An 18,240-nucleotide genomic window follows, 5' to 3' on the forward strand; every position below is an offset into this window, starting at 1 on the left:
GCGGCTCGGACGCTGTGTCGGAAGCGCCCAAGAGAATACAGTTGTGCGGGTCGAGCGGGCGGGGACGGAAGGCTTTAGCAGGTCGATTCCGATGTGCTGATTAATGGACGCGACGGGTTCTGCCGAGCATTTCACCCGGATGGGGACGCTGGGCATCGAAGAAGAGTTCTACGTCGTCGACGAGTTCGGTCGCCCGACATCTGGCACGGACGAACTCGTCTACGAAACGGAGCCGCCGGCGGTTCTCGACGGCCGGCTCGACCACGAACTGTTCAAATGCGTTATCGAGACACAGACGCCGCGTATCGACGACCCGGCCAACGCCGGTGAACACCTCCGGTCGGTCCGGGACGCGCTGGTGGCCCACGCCGAAGCCAACGGGTTCGGTATCGCCGCCGCGGGCCTGCACCCGCTGGCGAAGTGGCGCGAACTCGAACACGCCGAGAAGCCCCGATACAGGTCACAGCTAGACCGGATACAGTACCCACAGCACCGCAACACCACGGCCGGCCTGCACGTCCACGTCGGCGTGGACGACGCCGACAAGGCCGTCTGGGTGGCGAACGAACTCCGCTGGCATCTCCCCCTGATGCTTGCGCTGTCGGCGAACTCGCCGTACTGGAACGGCTTCGACACCGGGCTGCAGTCCGCCCGCGGGAAGATATTCGAGGCCCTGCCAAACACCGGGATGCCGACGGCGTTCGACGACTACGACGCCTTCGAGGCCTACGAGCGGCGGATGCTCGAAACGGGCAGTATCGACGACCGGGGCGAACTCTGGTTCGACGTGCGGCCCCACTCCGGTCACGGCACCGTCGAGGTGCGCGCCCCGGACGGGCAGGCCGACCCCGACAGAGTGCTGGCCTTCGTCGAGTACGTCCACGAACTCGTCGTGGACCTCGCCGAGCGCTACGAGGACGGGGAGTCCGGCCGGCGGCTCCGCCGGGAGTTCCTCGACGAGAACAAGTGGCGCGCGATTCGCCACGGCCAGTCTGTGGAACTGCTGTCCCGTGACCTCTCGACGACGCGCTCGGTCGAGGAACTGGTCGAGATGGAGTGCGACCGCCTGGGTGTCGACGGGCTGTGGGAGCTGTACGACCGCGAAAGCGGGGCCGAACGACAGCGCCGGCTCCGAACGGAGGAGGGGGTCGTGGCGCTTGCGGATTCACTGCGGCTGTCCTGATTTCGGGACGGGACCGGCCGATTGGCACTGCGTCGCGACAGGGGCGTCGGTGCCAAGGGTTTTTATCCAGCTGTAGCTTTTGTCCTCACAGAGACAACGCATGTCTGCAGACGACAACGACCACGACGAGCCCGAGGACACAGGCGATGTCCGTGAACGGATCGAACAGGAGGCAGACCGCGCGGTCGAGCAGTTCGACGAGGGAATCGTCGACCTGCTGGCGTGGGTGCTCGATACGGAGACGCGAGCGCGGATCTACGTCCACCTGCGACAGCATCCCGACAGCACCAGCGAGGAGATCGCCGAGGGGACCGGCCTCTATCCGAGCACGGTCCGCGAGGCCCTGGCCGCGCTGACCGAGGAGGAAGTCGTCACCCGGCAAAAGCGTGAGAGCGACGGCGCGGGCAACAACCCCTACGAGTACAGCGCTATCTCGCCGAGCGACCTCGTCAACACTATCGTCGGTGACATCCAGTCGGAGCTGAACACGGTGTTCAACCTCGACGACCACATCGGCGGGGAGACGACCCTGGACCCCCACAACGAGCCCGTGACGATTTCGGTCGAGGACGCGAACGACGACGCGACCGACACCGATGCGAGCGACGAACCTGGCGACGAGGCGGGCGACTCCGAGGACGGCGAAGACGACGCCGACGTGTAGCCAAAACCGGCTCCAGCGAACCGTTTCGCGAGTCGATATTACTAAACCTACCCGCGCCGTTGCCCGGGATATGAATGTCGCGCTGGGGGGAACGTTCGACCCGATTCACGACGGACACCGCGCGCTGTTCGAACGCGCGTTCGAACTCGGGGACGTAACGGTCGGCCTCACCAGCGACGAACTCGCGCCGAAGACGCGCCACGACCAGCGCCACGTTCGGTCGTTCAGCGAACGGAAATCCCGACTCGCCGACGAGCTCGCGACGCTCGCCGTCGATCAGAATCGCGAGTGGGACGTCAGGGAACTCGCCGAGCCGACCGGTATCGCCACGGAGCCGCAGTTCGACGCGCTCGTCGTCTCTCCCGAGACAGAAACCGGTGGCCGCCGAATCAACGAAATCCGTGAGGAACGGGGCCACGAGCCGCTCGAAATCGAGGTCGTTCCGCACGTCCACGCCGAGGACGGCGACATCATCTCTTCGACCCGCATCGTCAAGGGCGAAATCGACGAACACGGGAACCTGACGCCGAACCGCACCGGCCGCGAAAACATCTCGTAACTACCAGCCCGGCGCTTCCAGGCCGGCCGTCTCCAGCAGGTCCTTCCAGCGCTGCTGTACCGTCAGCCGAGAGACGCCCGTCGCCTCGGCGACCGCGGACTGGGACCGCTCCTCGCCGGCGACCAGTGCACCGACGTACACGCTGGCCGCCATCGTCGCCTGCTTCGACCGGTCCTCCGCCGGAACCGTCGAGAGGAACAGGTCGACCGCGTGAGACCGCGCCTCTGTGCCGAGGTCGAGCCTGTCCGACGCCGCCTCGATGTCCGAGAGCCACTCGTCGTGCTCGATTCGGTCGCTGGCGCGGTACATACAGATCCGTTGTCTCCCGCCCTACCTAAACCTTCCTCGCCCGCAAGCGAAGGGTTCTTGATGCCAACGTGGATACCGACTGGTGCGCGCGGGTTGCCGAGCCAGGCCAAAGGCGTAGCGCTTAGGACGCTATCCCGTAGGGGTCCGCCGGTTCGAATCCGGTCCCGCGCATTCTTGCTGCGAGCACCACGCGAGCAGCAGAATCGCCAGCGGATTCCGAACCCTGGAAGACGAGTGAAACGAGTCTTCCTTCGGTTCGAATCCGGTCCCGCGCACTCTCAGAGTGCAGGTGCATTCAATGGGACTGCACCCACGCAAACCTACTTCGGAGAACGCTTCAAGACCGTTTTCCGTCGGTTACATTGTCACAGACCACGAGACAGACGCCCTGAGAGTCCACGCCTCGCTCACTGCATCTCGTCGAGCGCGACGGCGTGGTCGATGTCGACCGAAATCCAGTGGGTCCGGAGCTCGTCGTCCCGATCGCTAAAGACGGTGAGCTCTGACGGATTGTCCGCGTCGTCAACCGCATAGTCGAAGCGAGTCGATCGTGCGGGGCGAGCAGACGAGTCACGGAGTGGGTCGGACACTGACATCGTCGGTCCCTCGTCTAGTACGACGCGGACGCTCCATATAAGCGGCCGCTGGGATTCCTGCACTGTGAGAATCAGAACGACGGAGACGACAGATTCCCCCGCCCCATGGCTTACGAGTCCAGAACTGCGCGCGACCGGATCTGAACCGTTTACCCACCTTCCGGGGGTCGAAACGTAGCGAGGGAACGCGCGGCTGTACGAGTGCAGGGGCCGCTACTGCGTGCCCAGGTACAGCTCCGCGACCTCGTCGCTGTCGAGCAGCGATTCGGCGGTTCCCTCGAACCGGTTCTCGCCCTGGTCGAGGACCACGCCGCGGTCGGACTCCCGGAGCGCCCGTCGGGCGTTCTGTTCGACCATGAGTATCGCTGTCCCCGATTCGTTGATGTCGACGATTTTCTCGAAGACATCGTCGACGAGCTGGGGCGCGAGGCCGGCCGAGGGCTCATCGAGGATCAGCAGCTCCGGATCGAGCATCAGCGCCGCACCCATGGCGACCATCTGCTGTTGGCCGCCCGAGAGCGTTCCGGCCGTCTGGTCCGGCCGCTCTTCGAGTACGGGGAACCGGTCGTAGACCTCCTGGACGCGCTCCTCGAAGCCGACCTCGAGGCCGCTGTCCTCGAGCGCCCACGCACCCATCTTGAGGTTTTCGAGGACGGTCAGGTTGGGGAATATGTTGTCCGTCTGTGGGACGTGACAGATCCCCTCGTAGATCACCTCCTCAGGGGGGAGTCCGGTGATGTCCTTCCCGTCGAGCCTGATCGATCCGGACTTGATGTTGAGCAGACCGACGATGCTCTTCAGAAACGTCGATTTCCCGGCGCCGTTGGGCCCGATAATCGAGACCATCTCGTCGCTCGCGACCTCGAGGTCGACGTCGTGGACGATCATCAGGTCGCCGTACCCGCTCTCGAGGCCGGACACTTCGAGTAGCGTCATACCTCACCTCCGAGGTACGCTTCGAGCAGTTGCTCGTCCTGCTGGACGACCTCCGGCTCCCCTTGAACGAGGACCTGGCCGTTGTGCATCCCGATAACGGTATCGGAGATGGACATAATCGTATCGATGTCGTGTTCGACGATGAGGAACGTCCTGTTTTCCTCGTCGCGCAGTTCCATGATCCGGTCGAGGAGGTGGTCGGTGAGGTCCGGATTGACACCGGCCATCGGCTCGTCCAGAAGCAACACGTCGGGGTCGGACATCAGCGACCGGCCGAGTTCGAGTAGCTTCCGCTGCCCGCCCGAGAGGTTGCCCGCGTACTCGTCGCGCAGCTCCCAGAGTTCCAGGTACTTGAGCAGTTCCTCGGCGCGCTCGCGTTGCTCGTTCTCGTACTCCCTGGCCGCCCCGAGTTTGGTCAAAAGCGGAACGATCCGCTCGCCGGGGTTGTCCTGTGCTGCGAGCAACATGTTGTTCATCACCGTCATCCCGGACAGCTCCCGGGTAATCTGGAAGGTCCGGATCAGGCCGCGCTCGGCGCGCTCGTCGGGCCGGAGTTCGGTCACGTCTTGGCCCTTGAGCATCACCGTCCCGTCGTCGGGGTCGAGGAAGCCGCTCACCAGATTGAACAGCGTACTCTTTCCGGCGCCGTTTGGCCCGATGAGGCCGGTGATCTCCCCTTGCCTGAGTGAGACGGAAACGTTATCGACGGCGACGAGTCCGCCGAAACTCCTGGTGACGTTTTCCGTCTCCAGAATGGGCACACTGTCGCTCATCGTGTGGCCTCTCCGAACAGTCCGTCTGGCCGGGTGAGCAATCCGATAATCAACAGGACGAGACCCACGACGGGCTTGTACTCCGAGGGGATGAAGGCCACGCTCACTTCCTGTCCGATCCCGATGACGTAGCCGCCGATGACGGCTCCGGTCGGGTCGCCGATTCCGCCGAGGATTACCGCGGCGAAAATAGGAATGAGCGCGATGAACCCCATGTTCGGCCGCAGGTTCGAGTCCAGACCGAGCATGATGCCCGCGAACGCGGCGATGATTCCCCCGACCAGCGAGATGTAGATCACCAGCCGTTTGGTGTCGATTCCCCGAAGTCGTGCGAGGTCGGTGTCGTCAGACGCCGCCCGCATCGCAATACCGATACGGGTCCGGTGAAGCAGCAGGAACAGAAGGCCGAGAACGACGAGGCTCATCGCGATGATAGCCACCTGTTCCGGCAGGAACGTGACGCCGAGGAACGACGGCCCCTCTTCGACCGGAACGGCGTAGTACTGCGGGTCCGTCGACCAGAAGATGCGTATCACGTTTCTGAGGATGAAGGCCATCCCGATCGAGACGACAAGCAGTACGATGGGGTCGCGGTCCATGAACTTGCTGAAAATGAATTTGTGGACGGCGACCGCGAGTATGCCACCCCCGACTGCACCGATCAGTACAGAGACGACAATCGGGAGGCCTAACCCGACGTTCGCTGCGAGCGCGAAGTACGCGCCAAACGCCATGTAGTCGCCGTAGGCGATGTTGATGAAGTTCAGCAGTCCGAACAGAAGTGTCAGCCCTAGTCCGCCAAGCGCAATCAGACTGCCGACGACCAGCCCGTTCCAGATGAACTGTGGATCGATGACCATCGTCAGTCACCGCCTCCGCTCATGCCAGCAAGCGAGCGCTCCTTGTTTCCGAACATCCCGTAGGGCCGGTAGTACAGCACGCCGATGAGAAGCACCCCGATGACGATCAGCCGGAGGTACGGCAGTTCGTTCCCGAGCGGGATGTCCCCCGGCAGGAACCGGGTTATCTGTCGGATCCCGGTGACGATGACGGCACCGGCTATCGCGCCGATGTAGCTCCCGGCACCGCCGATGATGACCATCGCCCAGATCGAGAACGTGAGATTGGGCAGGAACATGGTCGGCTGGATCGCGTAGACGTAGTGTGCCCAGAGCGAACCGCCCAATCCGGCGATAGCGGCACCGAGCGCGAAGGATTTGAGCTTGAACCGGCCGGTGTCTTTCCCCAGGGCCTTCGGGACGTCCTCGTCCTCGCGGATCGCGTGGAGGACACGGCCAAACGGCGCGTTCGCGAAGTGTCTGAACAGCGCGTAGCTCCCGAGCAACACGAGGAGAACGAGCCCGAAGTAGAACACGTCGTAGGGAACTACTGCGGGCAGACTCCCATCGAGCGGCCGTGGAATGTTCTTCAGCGTCTGTTCCCCGCTGGTGAGCCACGCCTCGTTCGAGATTATCAGCCGCGCCGTCTCCGCTCCGGCGAGCGTGACAATCGCGAGGTAGTCCCCTTCAAGTCGGATGCTCGTGACGCCCAGAAGGAGTCCGAACAGCCCTGCTGTAATCGGTGCGGCGATCATCCCGACGACGATCGGGAAGTCGAACCCCACTGTCCGACTGGCGAGCAATCCGGCGTCGCCCACCGGCGTCGTCAGAATCGCCGACGTGTACGCCCCCACCGCGAAGAAGCCGGCGTGTGCGAAGTTCAATAGGCCCGTATCCCCCCAGTGCATGTTCATGCCGATTGCCAGAATCGCGTAGATCCCGATGATAATCAGCGTAACCATGATCAGGGAGAACGACACAGCCATGCTATACAGCCTCCGTCCGTTCGTGTCTGTTGATAGCCATACTCGAAGTCACTCTCTGCAGTTTCGTACTGCTCACCCGTGGTTCGGTGGATACACCCGATACCCTCTCAGTTGCCTCTGGGTTCCGGTACTGTGGTACACGTTCCATATTGTCTCTATTTATTAATTGTGATGTTTCGTTCTGCCCGGCAACTCCGGCCGGATAGACTACCTGCGGCTGGTTCGGGCGAGGAGATGTTGCGCTCGCCTGCGCGGGACCGCCGCAGCTCGACGCTACGGCGCCACCGCGACGTGGTGGGGTCGCCCCCGAGGATACCCGAGCTTACTCGGCCAGTTCCTCAGCGGAGTAGGTTGTCTGTGGCGTCCATTCCCCGTCTATGGCCTGCAGCGCCTGGAACGGACCGAGGACGTTCCCGTTGTCGTCGAAGTCCTGCGGGTTACCCGCGCCGTCGTAGTTGATGTCGTTGCCGTTCGCCAGTTCCTGTTTCCCCTCGGCGAACGTCGACACCTTCGTCCCCGGCGGGTTGGAGATGTTCCTGAGCTGGGCCGGGATCGCTTGGCGCTCGACGGCACCGTGTGCCTCCCACGCGAGAGCAAACTGGTTGACCGCGTCGTACGCGTTCGCACCGAACGTTCCGGGAGCGCTGTCGGTCACTTCCTGGTGGGCCTCTGCGAACTGCTCGTAGGACGGCCCCGGGGCGGGCGCCTGACCGACCATCCCCTCGATGACGTCAGCGCCGACGGTCTCGATGAAGTCCGCTGTGAGGACGTCGTTCGACAGGGTGAGGTTGAACTCCTCACCCGCACCGAGTTCGGTGTAGTTGTTGATAAACAGCGAGCTGATCTCGGTCCCGGCCGTCATCTGGACGATGTCCGGATCCGCGTCGATCAACGTCTGGATCTCGCTCCGGTAGGAATCGGTCTCGAGCGCGAGGGGGGTTTCGTTGACGACCTCTCCGCCGAGGTTCTCGAAGAACTCCCCGACCGCCAGCGAGAAGCTCTGTGATCCGCGGTCGTCTTTGAACGCCAGTGCCATTGTCTCGTGGCCGAGTTCTTCGTAGCTGTACCGTGCGGCGGCACGACCGCCGACTCCGTCGCTCGGGACGTTCCGCCAGAACCACTCGCCGCCGACATCGTCGAGCTGGATCGTCCCGGCCATGATTGTGATCAACGGGATCTCCGCGTCCTGGACCGGCTGGACGAGGTTCGGCACCGTAGAGCTGGACGGACCGACGATACCGGGGATGTCGTCGTTCGCGGCGAGCGTCTCGAAGCCGCTGAGGGCTTCCTGCGGATTGGTCTGGCTGTCCTGTTCGTTCATTTCGATCGTCATCCCGTCGAGGACGCCATCGCTGTTGTCGTTGATCTGGTGTAGCGCCGTGTTATAGCCGCGCCGGGCGTTCCCGCCGATCCATCCGAGCCCACCGCTGAAGGGATTGAGCGCGCCGAGTGTGATCGTGCCACCACCACTACTACCGCTGTCAGTGGTTCCACCATCGCCGCCGTCACCACCGTCGTCCATGGTTTCACCATCGCCGCCGTCGCCACTATTCCCGTCACCACCACCACCGCCGCCGTCGCCACCGTCACCACTGCACCCGGCGAGGCCGAGAACCCCGGCCGCACCGACGGATGCGATGAACTGACGACGCTTGGTCGATCTATCACGGCTGGTCTTATCAGACATGACGTGCAATGTATATAATCATAATTACTTTAAAATTTGGGTAGGAAAGATATTTATTACATTTCGTCCTTGCTCTGTGTCAGACGTACCCAAACCCGACCAGTAATCTCGTGACCCTCAGAGAGTCGTTTCGGTGTCTGCTCGTGGTTTTGCGGGCAGTAACGGGGAAATCTCGAGGGTCGGAATCACGGCTCTCACGGGCTGTTTGCCGCAAAACGCGCGGGACCGGATTCGAACCGAATAGAGACGGGCGGCCTCGCGTTACTCGGCCGCTGTGACTCCCGTGGTTCGAATTCGCTCCGTTCGGTTTACAGAGCGCTCACGATAGGTTCACGCTCGGTAGAAATGCGTGGGACCGGATTCGAACCGGCGGACCCCTACGGGACAGCGCCCTCAACGCTGCGCCGTTGGCCTGGCTTGGCTACCCACGCGCTCTTGCTTAGTGCATTCAACCGTTCCCGGTGGGTCAATAAAAGCGCTTTCGTTTGGGCGCGCCCCGGGAGGGTGTGTCACTCTCTCGAACCGGACGTTTGAAATATCACGAAACCGCTACGGGGGGCATGGCCAAATACTCGACCGGCAGTGGCGGCGACAGCGCCGGCGGGAGCTGTGAGCTCTGCGGTAGCGACGGCGGCGACCTCCGGACCGCTAACGTCGCTGGTGCGACCCTGCAGGTGTGTGACAGCTGTGCGCGTGACCACGGGGAAAACGAGCAAACGACGGGCAGTGACAGCTCGCGCGACGAACAGAACCGCAAGCGCAAGGCCGCACAGAACGCGGCGAAGATACAGGACGCACAGGCGGCCGACGCCTCCCACTGGGAGGACGGCGCCGACTACGACGACGACCAGCTCCCGTATCTGGTCAGCAAGTACGGCAAGCGTGTGACAGAGGCGCGCCAGGACGCGGGGCTCCAGACGGGCGAACTGGCCGCGGAACTCGATCTGGAGGAAGCGGACATCCTCGCTGTCGAGCAGGGGCGCGCGACGCAGGCGAACGTCGGCGGCTCGACGATCAAGGCGCTGGAACAGTACCTCGACATCGAGCTCGTCGAGTCCAGCTGACCCCGAATATTTTGCCGACTCCGACGTAACGGTCGGTATGGACCTCTCCGCCGAGCAGCGCGCCATCCGCGACACCGTCCGGGAGTTCGCCATCGAGGATATCCGTCCGAGCGCCGGCGATGCCGACCGCGAGCAGGCCTTCCCCGAGGACTGCTGGGACGGGCTGGCGGACATCGACATTACCGGGCTGACGACGCCGACCGAACACGGCGGCTTCGACGCGGAGGAGACGACGTACGCGCTGGTCAACGAGGAACTCGCGTACGGCTCCCTCGCGGTCGCGACGGCGCTTTCGGTCCACTGTCTGGCGACCTCGTGTATCGCACAGTTCGGCTCCGCGGCGGTCCAGGAGGACTGGCTCCCCGAAATGGTCGATGGCCGCCCGGTGGGCGCGTTCGCGCTCTCGGAGCCACAGGCCGGGTCGAACCCCCGGGAGATGGCGACCACCGCCACCCGCGACGGCGACGAGTACGTCATCGGTGGCGAGAAACAGTGGATTACCAACGGCGAGCGGGCCGGGGTCGTCATCGTCTTCGCGAAGACCGACCCCGAGGACCCGGATTCGATAACGCAGTTCCTCGTTCCGAAAGACGCCGATGGGCTCACCGTCGGGGACAAGGAGGACAAGCTCGGGCTGCGGGCGAGCGATACGACCGCGCTCCAGTTCGACGGCGTCCGCGTCCCCGAGCGCTACCGGCTGACCGAGGAAGGCGAGGGACTGGCCGCGGCGCTGTCGATTCTCACCACCGGCCGGGTCGCCATCGCTGCCCAGGCCGTCGGACTCGCACAGTCAGCCCTCGACGAGGCGCTGGACTACGCCGGGGAGCGCGAGCAGTTCGACCGGCCGATAAGCGAGTTCCAGACGATTCGGCACAAGCTCGCGGACATGGCGACGAACGTGCAGGCGGCGCGGCTGTTGACGTGGGACGCCGCACAGCAACTGGAGCGCGGGGAGCGGGCGAGAGCGACGGCGAGCATGGCGAAGTACTTCGCGAGCGAGACGGCGGTCGACGTGGCCAACGAGGCGCTCCAGATCCACGGCGGGTACGGCTACACCACTGACTACGCCGTCGAGCGGTTCTACCGCGACGCGAAGGTGACGACCATCTACGAGGGGACCAGCGAGATCCAGCAGAACATCATCGCACGGGACTTACTGGAGTGAGACGGGGCGAAGCGGTTTTGCGGGCGTCGGCCCTATCACGGAGTGTGACACACGACGCCGTCATCTACGACCTCGACGGGACGCTCGTCAGGTTGGCTGTCGACTGGGACAGAGTAGCCAGCGAAGTCGCGGCGGTTCTACGTGACCGAGACGTCGACCCCGAGAACTGCGACCTGTGGGAGATGCTGACCCTGTCTTCTGAGACCGGCCACCGCGACGCTGTCGAAGCGACGATAACCGACCACGAGCGGACCGGGGCACACGATTCAGAATGGTTGCCGCTTGCCGACGGGCTCCCACACAGCGTTCCCGTCGGCGTCTGCTCGCTCAACGCCGAGGTGGCGTGTCGGACAGCCCTGGCGGTCCATGACCTTGAGAGCTACGTCGGCCCAGTCGTCGGCCGGGACACCGTTGCGTCCTCGAAGCCGGACCCGGAGGGCCTGTTGACGATTACCGAAGAGATCGGCGTCGACCCCGAAGCGACCGTGTTCGTCGGCGATTCAGAGAGCGACGCGACGGCCGCCCAGCGGGCCGGAATGACCTTCGAGTGGGCGAGCGAGTTCGATCAGGCCCGGTATCGCGCGTAGAGGTAGACACAGACGGCCGTCAGGAACCAGACGAGCGCGCCGACGCGGACCGCGAACATCGCCCGCGCGGTCCATGTCGTGAGTGTGACCGCGGTCGAGGCAAGCACAACGAGCGGCGAGCCGACGAGGATCGTCGTCACGAACGTGACCTGCATCACCCACCCGAAGTCCACGCCGTCCGGGTTCGTCTTCTCGACTGTTGGCACAGCCGTCGTTACAACCAGGGTCGGCAAGCGCCTTGCGGTTTCGATATAATCCGAACAGGTAAGGTGCAGGCGCGCCCCCGCTCGGATATGCCAACGGTCCGGGACCTGCAGGCGATGGCTGGCGAGGAGCCGATCACGATGTTGACTGCGTACGACGCTGTAACTGCGAGCATCGTCGACGACACCGGTGTCGACGTCATTCTCGTCGGCGACAGCATGGGGAACGCCGTCCTCGGCCACGACGACACGCTCCCGGTCACACTCGACGAGGTGGCCTCACGGGTCGGAGCGGTCGCGCGCGGCGCGGACGACGCCCTGGTCGTCGCCGACATGCCGTTTCTCTCCTTCGGCGCGGACGACAGCGAGAGCATACGGAACTGCGGGCGGATGCTGAAAGAGGAGGGCGCGAACGCGGTCAAGCTCGAATCCGGGCCACACACGGTCGAGCTGACCGAGCGGCTGACGGACCTAGGTATCCCGACGATGGCCCATCTCGGGCTCACGCCCCAGAGCGTAAACCAGACCGGCTACACCAGACAGGCGACCGGGCGCGAGGAGGCCGAAGAGATCCTCGACCTCGCGCTCGAACACGAGGCCGCCGGCGCGTTCGCGCTGGTGCTCGAACACATCCCGGCCAACCTCGCCGCCCAGGTCACCGAGGCCGTCGACATCCCGACGGTCGGTATCGGTGCCGGTGGCGACTGCGACGGCCAGGTGCTCGTGTTCACCGACGTGGTCGGTCTCTCCGAGTCCAGCCCGCCCTTCGCCGAGCAGTTCGGCGACGTTCGTGGGGAAGTCGCCGACGCCGTCGACGAGTACATAGACGCCGTCGAATCCGGCGAGTTCCCGGCCGACTCTCACAGCCACACCGAGGCCGAACTCGACGACCTGTACTGACCCTTCGCCGCGAGACACCCCCTTACCCGGCCGTGGACGTCTGATTCTCGACCCAGGCGTCGTACGCGGACTGGTTCTTGACGACCACGGTGGCGTTCATCTTGCTGTGGCCGGCCCCGCACATCTCGGCGCAGTACAGCCGGTACTTCCCGGGTTCGGTCGCGTGCGTGCGGGCCGTCATCGTCCGGCCGGGGAAGATGTCCTGTTTGACGCCCAGTTGCGGGATGTAGATGGCGTGAATCACGTCCGTCGTCCGCAGCCTGAACGTGACGTTCTCGTCGGCCGGGAGCACCAGCTGTTCTTCCGTCGTGACGTTGGCCTCGGCGTAGGAGAACTCCCAGCCCCACTGGTAGGCGAGCACGTCGATCTCCGTATCGTCCGCGAAGGCGTCCCCGTCGGCGGTTGCCTCGGCCGCCGCGGGTGTGATGTAGGGGTTGGCCATCACCACGAACGCCGAGATGCCGACGAAGACGAGTATCGCGCCCGTCGCGGCCGTCCAGGTCACCTCTAGCGCCGGGTCGTCGACCGTCGGCCGCGGGTCGTCGTTGTTCCGGAACCGGTAGATGGCGTACACGAGCGTGAGCTCGACGAACAGCGTCAGCGGCAGGGCGACATACAGGAGCTGCGCGTTGAGTTCGTCGATAGCCGCCCTGTTGAGCGACTGTGCCGCGGCTGGCGTGGCCAACAGCGAGAGCCCGACCACGAGGAGACACGCCCGAACGAGGCGTCGTCTGAGACGCATTGTCACACTGTAACAAGTGGCATGTCAAATAACTTTCCCAAACCCGCGACAGTCAGCCGATGACCGCTACAGGCACCGGGTTCCCAGCGTAGTTTTATGAGCGTGGGCGTGTCAGTGGTTGGTAACGTATAGCATGACGACACGAGCATTCGTTCCGGCACGACCGGTTACACACAGATGCTGAACAGGGCTATCGTCGAGGGGACTGCCCTGGCCGTGCTGGCGCTGTCGGTGCTTGTCGTGTGGGTCTGGGAACGGCGGAAGGCTCGACCCGAGAGCGACGGCGGATACACGACGCGGGAGGAAATCGAGTTCGAAATCGGTCGGGTCCAATCCGAGGTGTACCGCTGGCTGACGACGACGGACCACCGGGACATCGGGCTGCTGTACATCTTCTTCGGCACCGCCGCTGGCCTGTGGGGCGGCGTCGACGCGATGATGCTCCGGACGGAACTGCTGACGCCGCCGGCGGACATCTGGACGCCGGAGACGTACAACGCGCTGTTTACCACCCACGGCCTGACGATGCTGATATTCTTCGTCCTGCCCGTGTTCTTCGGTATCGGGAACTACGTCCTGCCGCTGCTTATCGGGGCCGACGACATGGCGTTCCCGCGAGTCAACGCCATCGGGTTCTGGCTCCTGCCGCCGGCGCTGATTCTGGTCCGGATGGGACTCATGATTCAGGTGCTCGGCCAGGTCCTGAATCTGGTCCTCCCGGCGGACGCCATCCGGTTCTTCCTCACGATGCGCGAGGTGAGCGTCGGCTGGACGCTGTACGCCCCGCTGTCGGTCCAGCAACCGAATCCGCAGATAGACCTGCTGTTGCTCGGCCTGCATCTGAGCGGCATCGCTACCACGGTCGGTGCCATCAACTTCATCTCGACTGTGGTTTACGAGCGCGGCGAGGGCGTCACCTGGGCCAACCTCGACATCTTCTCGTGGAACATGCTCATCACGAGCGGGATTGCGCTGTTCGCGTTCCCGCTGCTGGGGAGCGCGCTCGTGATGCTTCTCCTCGACCGGAACCTCGAAACGGCCTTCTTCGCGACGGAGGGCGGCGGTGCCATCCTCTGGCAGCACCTGTTCTGGTTCTGGGGCCACCCTGAAGTGTACATCCTCTTTCTCCCGGCGACGGGGCTGATGAGCCTCATCTTGCCGAAGTTCGTCGGCCGCAAGCTCTTTGGCTACCAGTTCATCGTCTACTCGACGCTGGGGCTTGGCGTCCTCTCCTTTGGCGTCTGGGCGCATCACATGTTCACCACGAGCGCGGACCCGCGGGTCAAACTCTCCTTTATGGCCGTCTCCATCGCCATCGCCGTCCCGAGCGCCATCAAGGTGTTCAACTGGATCACGACGATGTGGGAGGGGAACATCCGCCTGACCGCGCCGTTTATCCTCTGTGCCGGTGGCATCGGGACGTTCATCATCGGCGGCGTCACCGGCGTGTTCCTCGCCGTCATCCCGATTGACATCCTCTATCACGGGACCTACTACGTCGTAGGGCACTTCCACCTCATCGTCGTCGGCATCATCCCGTTCCTGATGATCGCCGCGAGCTACTACTGGTACCCGCTCATCACGGGCCGGTGGTACGACACACGGCTGGCGAAATTCCAGTCCGTGCTCATCGTCTTTGGCTCGTTCGTGACGTTCATGACACTGCTGGTCATCGGCGGGCTGGGGCTCCCGCGACGACAGGCCATCTACCCGCCGGAGTACCAGCTCGCCCAGCAGATCGCGACCGTGGGCGGCTACATCATCGGCCTGAGTGCGCTGCTGTGGCTGTACAACATGCTCGTCTCCTACTGGCAGGGCACGCCCGTGACGACGACTGACCCGTGGGGCCTGAAGGCGACGAACCAGTTCACCCGCGAGTGGCAGTGGTTCGAACAGCGTATGATAGACAAATACGACGTGGAGCCGGCCGAACCCGAGACGACGCGACGCTCCTACGCGCCGGAGGGGGAGCCGACCGGGCTGGCCGGCGGCGTCGGCACCGTCGCCCAGACCGTCTCCCGGAACGCCTGGATGGCCGCGGCCGGCGGGTTCGTCGGCACAGTCCTGATGTCCGGCGGGCTCATCACGGCGATACTCGTCGGCGTCCTCGACCCGGTTTCCTTCGGTGAGATAGCCGAACTGGTCGGTCTGCCCGCGAGCCCGGCCATCGGCGCGGTCCTGTTCCTCGTTGGGGGCACCGTCACCTGGCCGCTCCTGTTCCTTGCCTTCTCCGACTACCTCCCCGGTCGCCTGCTGTTCGAGACCGGGCTGGTGTTCGCGACGCTGATATCCACCGGGTTCGCTATCGCCTTCTACACCGGCCAGAGCGGGCTCGCGTTCGTCGGGTATCTCACCTTCGTGCTCGTCTCCCACTGGGCGTACGGCGTCGGGCTGACCGTGACCTTCCAGTATCTCAAATCCGACGAGACGCTCCGCAACCGCACAGGAGGAACCTGACGGATGAGCGCCGGGTCTGACTCGTTCGTCTTCCAGTACGTCGCGCCCTTCGTCGGCGTTCTCCTCATCGCGGTCGGCATCGCCGGCGCCGTGCCCGGCGGGTACGCGCTCATCGAGCCGAGCCTGGAGAACTGCGGGAACCCGACCATCGGCGTGGAAGGCCCGGAGGAGACGGCCGAGCGCTTTGGCGGGGACGAGCCCGGACCGCGGCTCCCGCAGTTGACCTTCGAAGACCTCTCGGCGGCCGAGCGGGAGGCGTTTCAGGAGGCGGTCGACGACCCGGTCGGTGAGGAGCAGGTCGTGGGTGACGTGCCCAACGCCGACAGTTTCCGCCGCGGGGCTATCGTGACCTACGAGGGCGACCAGTACTACGTGACCCTCGTCGCCGAGAACACCTGCTTCGCGGCCGCGCCGCTACAGTTCCCGCTCGGGGTGTTCGCAATCGCGCTCGGGTTCCTCGGCGTCCTGGCCCCGCCGCTGTATCGGCGGCTGGTGCGCCTGGAACAGCGGGCCGGCCGGTCGAACTAGCGGTCCCATGCCCCCGGCCGTGGGTTCAGAGCGCAGCGCCCACGTACAGGACGACGACGAGGAACACCCACACCAGGTCGACGAAGTGCCAGTACAGCGACGTGGTCCGGATAGCAGTGTCCCGTTCGGGCGTGTAATGGCCCCGAAGCGCGCGCCCGAATGCGATGGCGAGCAGCAGGACGCCGAGCGCGACGTGGAGGCCGTGGAGGCCGGTCAGGCCGTAGAACGCGCTCCCGAACGCGCCCGAGCCGATGCCAAAGCCCTCCACGGAGACGAACTCGTAGTACTCGTACACCTGTCCGGCGAGGAAGACGACGCCGAGTCCGAGCGTCGCCCCGAGCAGGCCGAGGAACCGCCGCCGGTTCCCGCCTTCGAGTGCCTCGTGCCCGTAGTGGAGCGTCACACTGGAGGCGAGCAGCAACGCCGTGTTGACGACCACGAGCGAACCAAGCAGCGGCGGGAGGTGGGCCGGCGGCCACGACCCGGCCCGGATGAACGCGTAGTAGACGAAGCCGGCGGAGAACGTCGCCACGTCGGAGACGAGAAACAGGACCATCGTCGTGGTGTACAGCTCCGGCCCGGCGTCCGCCCGACGCTGGAGGTACTCCGCGATGAACGCCTCGTTGGCCCAGCCGGCGAGTCCGGCGACGAGTCCGCCCGCACCCAGCACGCCCAGCACGAGCGGCACTGCGGCCGGGACCAGGTCGAGCCCCACAAACACCAATCCGACACCCAGATACAGCGATGCGGCACCGATTGCAGCGATCAGCGGCCACCGACTCCGGTGTTCGTGACCGTCTTCGGCGGCGTGTTCGCTTGCCGTCTCCGTCGAACCAGCCATGCGAACACGTAACACCGGACCCGGTAAAACGGTACCCCCGTGACTGACACGCCTGTTGCCGGCCCCACCCGAATCTTTATCAAACCGTCAACCGACAGCCAGAGTGTGGTTTACGAGACGGGCAACCGAACGGTAGACGACGCCGTCGCTCGGGTGCTGGACGGCGAGCGCCTCGACCGCCGGGACGGACTGGCACTCATCGCACAGCCGGTCGACGCCCTGGCGGCCGGGGCCGACTACGTGCGCACGCAACTGGGCGACGATACCGTCGACGCGTGTTCGATCGTAAACGCCAAAGCAGGGAACTGCGCGGAGGACTGTGGCTTCTGTGCCCAGTCGGTCCACTTCGACACCGGCATCGACAACTACGGTTTTCTCGGCCCCGAGAAGATACTTGAGGCCGCAAAGCGCGCCGAACGCGACGGCGCACAGCGGTTTGGTATCGTCGTCGCCGAGAAGGGCGTCTCGAAGGAGAACCGCCCCGAGGAGTGGGACGAGGTACTGGAAGCCATCCGCCTCGTCCGTGACGAGACAGACGTTGAGGTCGACGCCAGCCTCGGCATCCTCACGGAAGCGGAAGCGGCGATTCTGGCCGACGAGGGGCTGAACCACTACAACCACAACATCGAGACATCGCCGCGGTACTTCCCGGAGATCGTCCAGACCCACACCTTCGAGAAGCGGGTCGAGACGCTCCGGGTCGCCAAAGAGGCCGGCATGGACCTCTGTGCCGGCGTCATCCTCGGGATGGGCGAATCGCCGACCGACAGGGTCGACGCGGCGATGGCCCTGCAGGACATCGGCATCTCCTCGCTCCCGGTCAACATCCTGAACCCGGTCGCGGGAACCCCCCTGGCCGAACAGGGGCTGCCCGACATCACGACCGAGGAAGTTATCAAGACCATCGCGGTGTACCGCCTGCTCCACCCCGAGTCCCGCGTGCGCCTGACCGGCGGACGCGAGGTCAACCTCGACACGGACGGGCAGGTAGCCGCTCTGGAGGCCGGCGCGGACGGCATCCTCACCGGGGATTACCTCACCACAGAGGGCCAGTCGGCGGCCGACGACCTCGAAATCATGGACGCGGCCGGGCTTGAACCCAACACCGAGGCCAACGAGTTCGACCCCGAAGCGGTCAAAGAGCGCGCGGCCGACGGGACGGAGACCGAGACGGCGGCAGGGACAGCACAGACCAAATCAGAGCTCAACTCCGACGACTGA

The 18,240-nt window shown here is 64.6% G+C and carries 20 protein-coding genes and 2 tRNA genes; 11 read left to right on the top strand and 11 right to left on the bottom strand.

Going from position 1 to position 18,240, the window contains the following annotated elements; all coding sequences use genetic code 11:
* Positions 1-103 precede the first annotated feature (103 nt).
* The 3 genes from KZ498_RS10710 to KZ498_RS10720 all read left to right on the top strand — a co-directional run bounded on the left by KZ498_RS10710 (position 104) and on the right by KZ498_RS10720 (position 2,406).
* Complete coding sequence (locus tag KZ498_RS10710; protein ID WP_312618768.1) at positions 104-1,183, top strand: glutamate--cysteine ligase; 1,080 nt, start codon at positions 104-106, stop codon at positions 1,181-1,183.
* A 100-nt stretch (positions 1,184-1,283) separates the two neighbouring features.
* Entirely contained in the window at positions 1,284-1,847 is a 564-nt protein-coding gene (locus tag KZ498_RS10715) for a winged helix-turn-helix domain-containing protein (protein ID WP_312618770.1), read from the top strand.
* A gap of 70 nt (positions 1,848-1,917) precedes the next feature.
* Positions 1,918-2,406 carry a phosphopantetheine adenylyltransferase gene (locus KZ498_RS10720; protein WP_312618772.1) on the top strand — a complete coding sequence of 163 codons (489 nt, stop codon included), beginning with the start codon at positions 1,918-1,920 and terminating at the stop codon, positions 2,404-2,406.
* On the opposite strand, the gene KZ498_RS10725 is transcribed toward KZ498_RS10720, so the two are convergent.
* Positions 2,407-2,715, bottom strand: a complete 309-nt coding sequence (locus KZ498_RS10725) for a transcription initiation factor IIB family protein (RefSeq protein WP_312618774.1) — start codon at positions 2,713-2,715, stop codon at positions 2,407-2,409.
* 86 nt (positions 2,716-2,801) lie between these two features.
* On the opposite strand from KZ498_RS10725, the gene KZ498_RS10730 reads away from it, so the two are divergent.
* Positions 2,802-2,886: transfer RNA gene (locus KZ498_RS10730), tRNA-Leu, on the top strand.
* A gap of 236 nt (positions 2,887-3,122) precedes the next feature.
* Here KZ498_RS10730 and KZ498_RS10735 read toward each other — a convergent pair.
* From KZ498_RS10735 to KZ498_RS10765, 7 genes are all read right to left on the bottom strand, one after another.
* Positions 3,123-3,311, bottom strand: coding sequence for a hypothetical protein (locus KZ498_RS10735; RefSeq protein WP_312618776.1), 189 nt, complete (start codon positions 3,309-3,311; stop codon positions 3,123-3,125).
* Between the two features lie 213 nt (positions 3,312-3,524).
* Positions 3,525-4,247 carry an ABC transporter ATP-binding protein gene (locus KZ498_RS10740; protein WP_312618778.1) on the bottom strand — a complete coding sequence of 241 codons (723 nt, stop codon included), beginning with the start codon at positions 4,245-4,247 and terminating at the stop codon, positions 3,525-3,527.
* Positions 4,244-5,020, bottom strand: coding sequence for an ABC transporter ATP-binding protein (locus KZ498_RS10745; protein ID WP_312618779.1), 777 nt, complete (start codon positions 5,018-5,020; stop codon positions 4,244-4,246). Before KZ498_RS10745 ends, KZ498_RS10740 begins: the two co-directional genes overlap by 4 nt.
* The gene (locus KZ498_RS10750; RefSeq protein ID WP_312618781.1) at positions 5,017-5,880 is read right to left on the bottom strand and encodes a branched-chain amino acid ABC transporter permease; all 864 of its coding nucleotides are present in this window, start codon (positions 5,878-5,880) and stop codon (positions 5,017-5,019) included. Before KZ498_RS10750 ends, KZ498_RS10745 begins: the two co-directional genes overlap by 4 nt.
* 2 nt (positions 5,881-5,882) lie before the next feature.
* Positions 5,883-6,845 carry a branched-chain amino acid ABC transporter permease gene (locus KZ498_RS10755; RefSeq protein WP_312618783.1) on the bottom strand — a complete coding sequence of 321 codons (963 nt, stop codon included), beginning with the start codon at positions 6,843-6,845 and terminating at the stop codon, positions 5,883-5,885.
* Between the two features lie 322 nt (positions 6,846-7,167).
* On the bottom strand, positions 7,168-8,532 hold the full coding sequence (locus KZ498_RS10760; RefSeq protein WP_312618785.1) for an ABC transporter substrate-binding protein: 1,365 nt from the start codon (positions 8,530-8,532) through the stop codon (positions 7,168-7,170).
* A gap of 346 nt (positions 8,533-8,878) precedes the next feature.
* Positions 8,879-8,963, bottom strand: a tRNA-Leu gene (locus tag KZ498_RS10765).
* A gap of 129 nt (positions 8,964-9,092) precedes the next feature.
* On the opposite strand from KZ498_RS10765, the gene KZ498_RS10770 reads away from it, so the two are divergent.
* The 3 genes from KZ498_RS10770 to KZ498_RS10780 are packed head-to-tail and all read left to right on the top strand — an operon-like array spanning position 9,093 to position 11,348.
* A complete protein-coding gene (locus tag KZ498_RS10770; protein ID WP_312618787.1) occupies positions 9,093-9,596 on the top strand; it encodes a multiprotein-bridging factor 1 family protein in 504 nt (167 codons plus the stop codon).
* Between the two features lie 37 nt (positions 9,597-9,633).
* On the top strand, positions 9,634-10,761 hold the full coding sequence (locus KZ498_RS10775; protein ID WP_312618789.1) for an acyl-CoA dehydrogenase family protein: 1,128 nt from the start codon (positions 9,634-9,636) through the stop codon (positions 10,759-10,761).
* Between the two features lie 44 nt (positions 10,762-10,805).
* Complete coding sequence (locus tag KZ498_RS10780) at positions 10,806-11,348, top strand: HAD family hydrolase (RefSeq protein ID WP_312618791.1); 543 nt, start codon at positions 10,806-10,808, stop codon at positions 11,346-11,348.
* Here the strand turns inward: KZ498_RS10780 and KZ498_RS10785 are convergent.
* A complete protein-coding gene (locus KZ498_RS10785) occupies positions 11,327-11,554 on the bottom strand; it encodes a DUF5822 domain-containing protein (protein ID WP_312618793.1) in 228 nt (75 codons plus the stop codon). The two genes, KZ498_RS10780 and KZ498_RS10785, sit on opposite strands and share 22 nt — an antisense overlap.
* An 87-nt stretch (positions 11,555-11,641) precedes the next feature.
* Between KZ498_RS10785 and panB the strand changes: the two genes are divergently transcribed.
* A complete protein-coding gene (gene panB, locus KZ498_RS10790; protein WP_312618795.1) occupies positions 11,642-12,451 on the top strand; it encodes a 3-methyl-2-oxobutanoate hydroxymethyltransferase in 810 nt (269 codons plus the stop codon).
* Between the two features lie 22 nt (positions 12,452-12,473).
* Here panB and coxB read toward each other — a convergent pair whose 3' ends face one another.
* Positions 12,474-13,193, bottom strand: a complete 720-nt coding sequence (coxB, locus tag KZ498_RS10795; protein ID WP_312618797.1) for a cytochrome c oxidase subunit II — start codon at positions 13,191-13,193, stop codon at positions 12,474-12,476.
* Positions 13,194-13,370: 177 nt separating this feature from the next.
* Here coxB and KZ498_RS10800 point away from each other — a divergent pair, with 177 nt between their 5' ends.
* Both KZ498_RS10800 and KZ498_RS10805 read left to right on the top strand, forming a co-directional pair.
* A complete protein-coding gene (locus KZ498_RS10800; RefSeq protein WP_312618799.1) occupies positions 13,371-15,650 on the top strand; it encodes a DUF6789 family protein in 2,280 nt (759 codons plus the stop codon).
* 3 nt (positions 15,651-15,653) lie between these two features.
* Entirely contained in the window at positions 15,654-16,178 is a 525-nt protein-coding gene (locus KZ498_RS10805; protein WP_312618800.1) for a hypothetical protein, read from the top strand.
* A 25-nt stretch (positions 16,179-16,203) separates the two neighbouring features.
* Here the strand turns inward: KZ498_RS10805 and KZ498_RS10810 are convergent, their stop codons facing one another.
* A complete protein-coding gene (locus tag KZ498_RS10810; protein WP_312618802.1) occupies positions 16,204-17,019 on the bottom strand; it encodes a cytochrome c oxidase subunit 3 in 816 nt (271 codons plus the stop codon).
* Between the two features lie 105 nt (positions 17,020-17,124).
* Between KZ498_RS10810 and bioB the strand changes: the two genes are divergently transcribed.
* Complete coding sequence (gene bioB, locus KZ498_RS10815; RefSeq protein WP_312618804.1) at positions 17,125-18,240, top strand: biotin synthase BioB; 1,116 nt, start codon at positions 17,125-17,127, stop codon at positions 18,238-18,240.

The sequence above is a fragment of the Haloarcula sp. 1CSR25-25 genome, assembly GCF_032027985.1.
Classification (GTDB): Archaea; Halobacteriota; Halobacteria; order Halobacteriales; family Haloarculaceae; genus Haloarcula.